Origin of the sequence: Chromobacterium sp. (genome assembly GCF_041912965.1) — a bacterium.
GTDB lineage: Bacteria > Pseudomonadota > Gammaproteobacteria > Burkholderiales > Chromobacteriaceae > Chromobacterium > Chromobacterium aquaticum.
Window position 1 is genome coordinate 1 of the sequence record NZ_JAYSGF010000080.1, and the last position, 6,161, is coordinate 6,161.

Annotated in this window: 5 protein-coding genes; all 5 read left to right on the top strand. The window is 64.3% G+C overall.

Going from position 1 to position 6,161, the window contains the following annotated elements; translation table 11 throughout:
• The coding region (locus ACE3QM_RS22490) for a fumarate hydratase C-terminal domain-containing protein (RefSeq protein ID WP_374425022.1) at positions 1 to 449 on the top strand (449 nt) is incomplete at its 5' end.
• 141 nt (positions 450 to 590) lie between these two features.
• A complete protein-coding gene (locus ACE3QM_RS22495; protein WP_374425024.1) occupies positions 591 to 2,309 on the top strand; it encodes a LytS/YhcK type 5TM receptor domain-containing protein in 1,719 nt (572 codons plus the stop codon).
• A complete protein-coding gene (gene btsR / locus ACE3QM_RS22500; protein WP_374425026.1) occupies positions 2,306 to 3,040 on the top strand; it encodes a two-component system response regulator BtsR in 735 nt (244 codons plus the stop codon). The genes ACE3QM_RS22495 and btsR overlap by 4 nt, the downstream gene beginning before the upstream one ends.
• Before the next feature lie 54 nt (positions 3,041 to 3,094).
• Positions 3,095 to 3,865 carry a hypothetical protein gene (locus ACE3QM_RS22505; RefSeq protein WP_156183845.1) on the top strand — a complete coding sequence of 257 codons (771 nt, stop codon included), beginning with the start codon at positions 3,095 to 3,097 and terminating at the stop codon, positions 3,863 to 3,865.
• A 202-nt stretch (positions 3,866 to 4,067) separates the two neighbouring features.
• Positions 4,068 to 5,876, top strand: a complete 1,809-nt coding sequence (locus ACE3QM_RS22510) for a carbon starvation protein A (RefSeq protein WP_374425029.1) — start codon at positions 4,068 to 4,070, stop codon at positions 5,874 to 5,876.
• Positions 5,877 to 6,161 lie beyond the last annotated feature (285 nt).

Below are 6,161 nucleotides of genomic sequence, written 5' to 3' on the forward strand. Positions count from 1 at the left end.
ACAAGGGCGAGAAGCTGCCGGTGGACTTCACCAACCGCTTCATCTACTACGTGGGTCCGGTGGATCCGGTGCGCGACGAAGTGGTGGGCCCGGCCGGCCCCACCACCGCCACCCGCATGGACAAGTTCACCCGTCAGATGCTGGAGCAAACCGGCTTGCTGGGCATGATAGGCAAGGCCGAGCGCGGCCCCACCGCGATCGAGGCGATCAAGGACAACAAGGCGGTCTATCTGATGGCCGTAGGCGGTTCCGCCTACCTGGTGTCCAAGGCGATCAAGGCGTCCAAGGTGGTGGCTTTCGAAGACCTGGGCATGGAAGCCATTTACGAGTTCGAGGTCAAGGACATGCCGGTGACGGTGGCGGTGGATTCCTGTGGTTCCAGCGTGCACAACACCGGCCCGGCCGAGTGGCGGGTGAAGATAGGCAAGATTCCGGTGATCCCGGTGTAAAGTCTGGATGGAAAGAAACGGTCGCCTTCGGCGGCCGTTTTTGTTTGCGCCGGCGGCGCTTGAAAACGGTTTGATCCAAACCAAGGTCGGGCGGCGAACCGTCGCCTATGCTCGACGGCACACCCTTACTGTGCTGCCCGCATGTTGACCGAGTTTTCATTGATCCTGACCTTGTTGCAGCAGATGTGCGTTTACCTAGTGATCGCCTATCTCTTGTCCAAGACGCCGCTGTTCATCCCGCTGACCCAGGTCACCATCCGCCTGCCGCACAAGCTGGTGTGCTATCTGGTGTTTTCGGTGTTCTGCGTGATGGGCACTTATTTCGGCTTGCACATCGACGACTCCATCGCCAATACCCGCGCCACCGGCGCGGTGCTGGGCGGCATGTTGGGCGGGCCGTGGGTGGGGCTGGCGGTGGGCTTCACCGGCGGCCTGCATCGTTATTCGCTGGGCGGCGTCACCGCCGGAGCCTGCATGGCGTCCACCATGGCCGAAGGCCTGCTGGGTGGGCTGGTGCACCATTATTTCGTGCGGCGCGGCCAGCTGGGGCGGGTGTTCGACCCGCTGGCGGTGGCCGCGGTGGCGCTGTTGGCCGAGTGCATGCAAATGCTGATCCTGCTGGCGGCGGTCAAGCCCTTCGCCGCCGCCTGGCATCTGGTGCGCAGCATCGCGCTGCCGATGATGATAGCCAACACTCTGGGCGCGGCCATGTTCATGCGCATCTTGCTGGACCGGCGCGCGCTGGCGGAGAAGTATTCCTCCGCTTTCTCCTCCAAGGCGCTGCAGATCGCCGCCCGCGCCGAGGGCGTGCTGCGCCACGGCTTTGATCGCGACAACTGCATGACCATGGCGCGCATCCTGTACGAGGAACTGGGCGTGGGCGCGGTGGCGCTGACCGACCGCGAGCGGCTGCTGGCCTTCATCGGCGCCGGCGCCGACCACCATCTGGCGGGCACGCCGATCACCTCGCCGCTGACCCAGCGCGCGATTGCCGCCAACCAGGTGGTGTACGCCGACGGCAACGAGACGCCTTACCGTTGCTCCATCAGCCCGGCTTGCAAGCTGGGCTCCTCGCTGGTGATCCCCTTGCGCGGCGAGGACGAGCGGGTGATAGGCACCATCAAGCTGTACGAGACGCGCAACAAGTTGTTTTCCGGCATCAACCTGACCCTGGGCGAAGGCATTGCCCGGCTGCTGTCCAACCAGATCCTGCAAGGCAAGTACGAGCAGCAGAAACAGCTGCTGGCCCAGACCGAAATCAAGCTGCTGCACGCCCAGGTCAATCCGCACTTCCTGTTCAACGCGCTCAACACTCTGTCCGCGGTGATACGCCGCAACCCGGAGCATGCGCGCCAGCTGGTGCAATACCTGTCCACCTTTTTCCGCAAGAACCTGAAGCGCTCCAGCGAGATGGCCACGCTGGGCGACGAGATCGACCATGTCAGCGCCTATCTGCGCATCGAGGAGGCGCGCTTTGCCGGCCGGCTGCAAGTGGAGATAGCAGCGCCGGAGGCGGCGCGCCGCGCCGAGCTGCCGGCCTTTTCCCTGCAACCGCTGGTGGAAAACGCGATCAAGCACGGCACCTCCCAGCTGCTGGAGCCGGGGAGCATCCGCATCTCCGCCCGCTGCGACGCGCACGGCCTGCGGGTGACGGTGGAGGACAACGCCGGGCTCTACCGCAAGCCGGAGCAGAGCGACGGCCTGGGCATGTCGCTGGTGGACCGCCGCATCCGCGCCCGTTACGGCGAGGCCTACGGGGTGGCGGTGGATTGCGCGCCTGAGCTTTACACCCGAGTCAGCCTGCTGCTGCCCTGTCGTTGCCCGCAGGCGGACGCGCGCCGCGCCGGAGCGGCGGCATGAGCGCGGCCGGCGTGCCCAGCGCGCTGCTGGTGGACGACGAGCCGCTGGCGCGCGACGAATTGCGCCAACTGCTGCAGGCCGCCGGCGGCCTGGACATCGTCGGCGAGTGCGGCAACGCGGTGGAGGCCATCGCCTTCATCCATCGCCGTAAGCCGGACGTGGTGTTCCTGGACATCCAGATGCCGCGCATCAGCGGCCTGGAAATGCTGGCGATGTTGGACCCGGAGGCCATGCCGCAAGTGGTGTTCGTCACCGCCTACGACGCCTACGCGTTGCAGGCCTTTGAAGAACACGCCTGCGACTATCTGCTGAAGCCGGTGGACCCGGCGCGCTTGGCCAAGACCCTGGCGCGGCTGCGCCAGCGCGCCGCGCCGCCGCTAGCAGCGATGAGCGCCTTGGCGCCGCTAAGCCTGATTCCCTGTCAGGGCGTCAACCGCATCGTGCTGTGCCGCTTGGAGGAGGTGGCCTATGTCTGCTCCCGGCTCAGCGGTGTTTACGTGGTGGACGCCGCCGGCGTGGAGCGCTTCACCGAGCTGACGCTGCGCACGCTGGAAGAGCGCAGCGATCTGTTCCGCTGCCATCGGCAATACCTGGTGCGCTTGTCGGCGATCCGGGAAATCCTGTTCGGCGACAACGGCGTCGCCACCATCCATACGCTGGACGGCCACAGCCTGCCGGTCAGCCGCCGCTATCTGAAGCCCTTGAAGGACGCGTTGGGCATCGCTGGCTGAAGCGGCGGCCAGCCGCGTGTGCTACATCTCAGACAGGGGGAGTGTGAGATGGCGATGCGACTATTACAATGCGCGGCCTTGGCGCTGGGGATGACGCCTGGGCTGCTTCATGCCTGCAATGGCACGGCGACGCAGGACAGCTCGCCGGACATCCGGCGGCCGGACTTGCACGGCATTGCCGTGTTTCTGCCGCAATTGCTGGAGAACAATCAAAGCAGCCCGTTCGCTGAACTGCTGCAAGTGGTGGCCAGGCATTACAAGGAAGGCAAGATCAGCTTCAGCATCGAGCCGGTCAAGCGCGTGTACATGGACACCAGTGACAAGAACGCGGATTTCCGCTTTCCCATCATGAAGGTGCGCGACAGCGCCGACGATGCCACACCGTATCAGTTCACCCGGGAAATGCTGGGCAAGGTCACTTTCGTGCTCTACACCCACAAGAGCCGGCCGTTGAGCCGGGACGATGTGCTGCGCATGGCCAATCTGGCCAAGTACGACATCGAAGCGCCGCCAGTGAACTGGGGCTTCCCCAGCAAGAGCGTGGTCAATCTGGAACTGTCGTTGAAAAAGCTGAACCTGGGCCGGGTGGACGGGGTGTTGTGGGCTCAGGAGGAGGCGGATTATCTGGTGCGCAAGTTCAAGCTGTCCAATATCCATCGCACCCGCTTCGACGATTACCCGGACGTGCTCTTCCTCAATTGCAACCATCGCGGCGATTTCGTCAATCAGGCGCTGAGCCGGGCCATCCGCGCCGCGCGCGCCAGCGGCGAGTTGCAACAAGCTTATCTCAAGGTGCATAAGCCTTATCAGGATTGGCAGCCCTGAGAGACGGGTGCTCATGTCGTTCTTTACCGTTCTGCTTTCCCACGGTTTTCGTCGTCGTGCCTGCGAGCGAGATTTCCGGGCGCCGCTCGCCCCCTTTGGGCTACCGCTGGCGCCGCCATGCTGCCGCTGAGCCGGTTTCCGCCCCACGGCGGCCGCGCCCGCGCGTAAGTTCCGGGTAAGACTATCACCGGAGCTGACAAAAATGGATCACGCATTGACCTTCGTGATCGCCACCCTTTGCATACTTGCCATCTGCTACCGCCTGTACGGGGTGTTCTTCACGCGCAAGGTATTGGGTGTCGATGATAGCGCCGTGACCCCGGCGCATGAATTGCAGGACGGCAAGGACTATGTGCCCACCAGCAAGTGGGTGGCGTTTGGCGGCCACTTCGCCGCCATCGCGGCGGCCGGCCCGCTGGTGGGGCCGGTGCTGGCCGCCCAGTACGGCTATCTGCCCAGCATGCTGTGGTTGTTGATAGGCTGTGTGATCGGCGGCGCGGTGCACGACACCGTGGTGCTGTTCGCCTCGATGAAGCATCACGGCAAATCGCTGTCGGAAGTGGCCAAGACCGAACTCGGCCCCTGGGCCGGCTGGTGCACCGGCCTGGCCATGCTGTTCATCATCACCATCACCATGGCCGGCTTGTCCATGGTGGTGGTGCATGCGCTGGAGCGCAATCCCTGGGGTGCGTTCGCGGTGAGCATGACCATTCCCATCGCCATCGCCGTCGGACTGTGGGAGCGCGTCACCGGCAGCATGAAGAACGCCAGCTATGTCGGCGTCGCCGCCATCATGGCCTGTGTGTTCGCCGGCCCTTATATCCAAGGCACCGCGCTGGGCGAACTGCTGACGCTGAAAGCGTCCACCGTGTCCCTGCTGCTGCCCATCTACGCTTTCTTCGCCACCGCGTTGCCGGTGTGGATGCTGTTGACTCCGCGCGCCTGCCTGTCCAGCTTCATGAAGATAGGCGTGTTCGGCCTGCTGGTGGTGGGCGTGGTGTTCATCAACCCGCAAATCCAGTTCCCGGCCGTCACCCAGTTCATCCACGGCGGCGGCCCGGTGCTGGCCGGCCCGGTGTGGCCGTTCATCTCCATCACCATCGCCTGCGGCGCCATTTCCGGCTTCCATGCCTTCATCGGCTCCGGCACAACGCCCAAGCAGATAGACCGCTGGAGCGACATCCTGCCGGTGGGTTTCGGCGCGATGCTGGCCGAATGCGTGGTGGGGGTGATGGCGCTGATCGCCGCCACCGCCTTGCACCCGGCGGATTACTTCGCCATCAACTCCGCGCCGGACGCCTTCGCCAAGCTGGGCATGCAGGTGGTGAACCTGCCGCAGCTGTCCCAGGAGATCGGCCTGGACCTGTACGGCCGCACCGGCGGCGCGGTGACGCTGGCGGTGGGCATGGCGGACATTTTCACCCGCATTCCCTGGTTCCATAATCTGGCGTCCTATTTCTTCCAGTTCATGGTGATGTTCGAAGCGGTGTTCATCCTCACCGCCATCGATTCCGGCACCCGCGTCGCCCGTTATCTGATCCAGGACTTCGTCGGCGACGCCTGGGCACCGCTCAAGCGCACCGACTGGATGCCCGGCGCCATCGGCGCCTCGGTGGTGGCCTGCCTGCTGTGGGGCTATCTGCTGAACTCCGGCGACATCAATTCGGTGTGGGCGCTGTTTGGCGTGTCCAATCAGCTGATGGCGTCCATCGGCCTGATCATTGGCGCCACCATCATCCTGCGGCTGTCGCACAATCGCGCCTACATGATGACCTGCTTGCTGCCGCTGGCTTATCTCTACGTCACCGTCAATTACGCTGGCTACTGGATGATCAAGCACGTTTACCTGAACCCGGCGGCCAAGGGCTACAACCTGTTCAATGCCGCCATCTCCATCGCCATGCTGGCGCTGGGCCTGGTGATCCTGCTGTCCGCCTGCCGCAAGTGGATGGAGCTGTTGGCGCGTCCGGCGCCGGAGGCGCGGCGCGAGCTGGCCGCCACGGAGGCTTGAGCTGCTTGATCAAAATTGGGGTAAGACTTGGCCCGCTGGAAACAGCGGGCTTTTTTTGCCTGTTCAACGCATAAACCGCAGCGGCAGGCCTGGCTTGCCCAGGGTTTGATGATGTCCGCGTTTAAGCTTTGAGAGGTGCTTGGGGCGGCAGTTGGTAGCGCACCAGTTCCCATTCCACCTCGGTGGCGCGGTAGACCTTCCATTCCTTGCTCAGCCATTGCTGCCACCACGGCAGCGGGAAGGCGACGTCGAGTAAGGGCAGCGGCTGGCCGGCGGTGCAGTAGG